This window comes from Enterobacter sp. 01-M-02-SI-ECC (assembly GCF_047530595.1).
In the GTDB taxonomy this organism is placed as follows: Bacteria; Pseudomonadota; Gammaproteobacteria; order Enterobacterales; family Enterobacteriaceae; genus Enterobacter; species Enterobacter cloacae_M.
This window is the reverse complement of the sequence record NZ_JBLKCZ010000113.1, coordinates 1-314: the sequence shown is the minus strand read 5'-3', so window position 1 is coordinate 314 and position 314 is coordinate 1. Positions and strand designations below refer to the sequence as shown.

The 314-nt window shown below is 43.6% G+C and carries 1 pseudogene; it reads left to right on the top strand.

The annotated features are described in order from the left end of the window. Positions 1-79: pseudogene (locus tag ACMWLG_RS25935) on the top strand (IS6 family transposase); the annotation flags it as partial. Positions 80-314: the final 235 nt, after the last annotated feature.

Below are 314 nucleotides of genomic sequence, written 5' to 3'. Positions count from 1 at the left end.
CAAAGGCCAGGCCTCAGCATTTTATTATGGTGATCCCCTGGGCGAAATGCGCCTGGTAAGCAGAGTTTTTGAAATGTAAGGCCTTTGAATAAGACAAAACGCTGCCTCATCGCTAACTTTGCAACAGTGCCACATAAATCACTCGAACTGATGACGCCAGTGGACTATATTTTACGTGAGAGTAAAAATTGCAATATGTGGTGGACCCATACAAGTTCTTGAAATTCTATTCTTGATTGCATATCATCTCAACGAGTTTCGATAAGAAAGGATGCGCATGCGACCGTCTGTTGTGCTTGACATGAAGCGAAGCG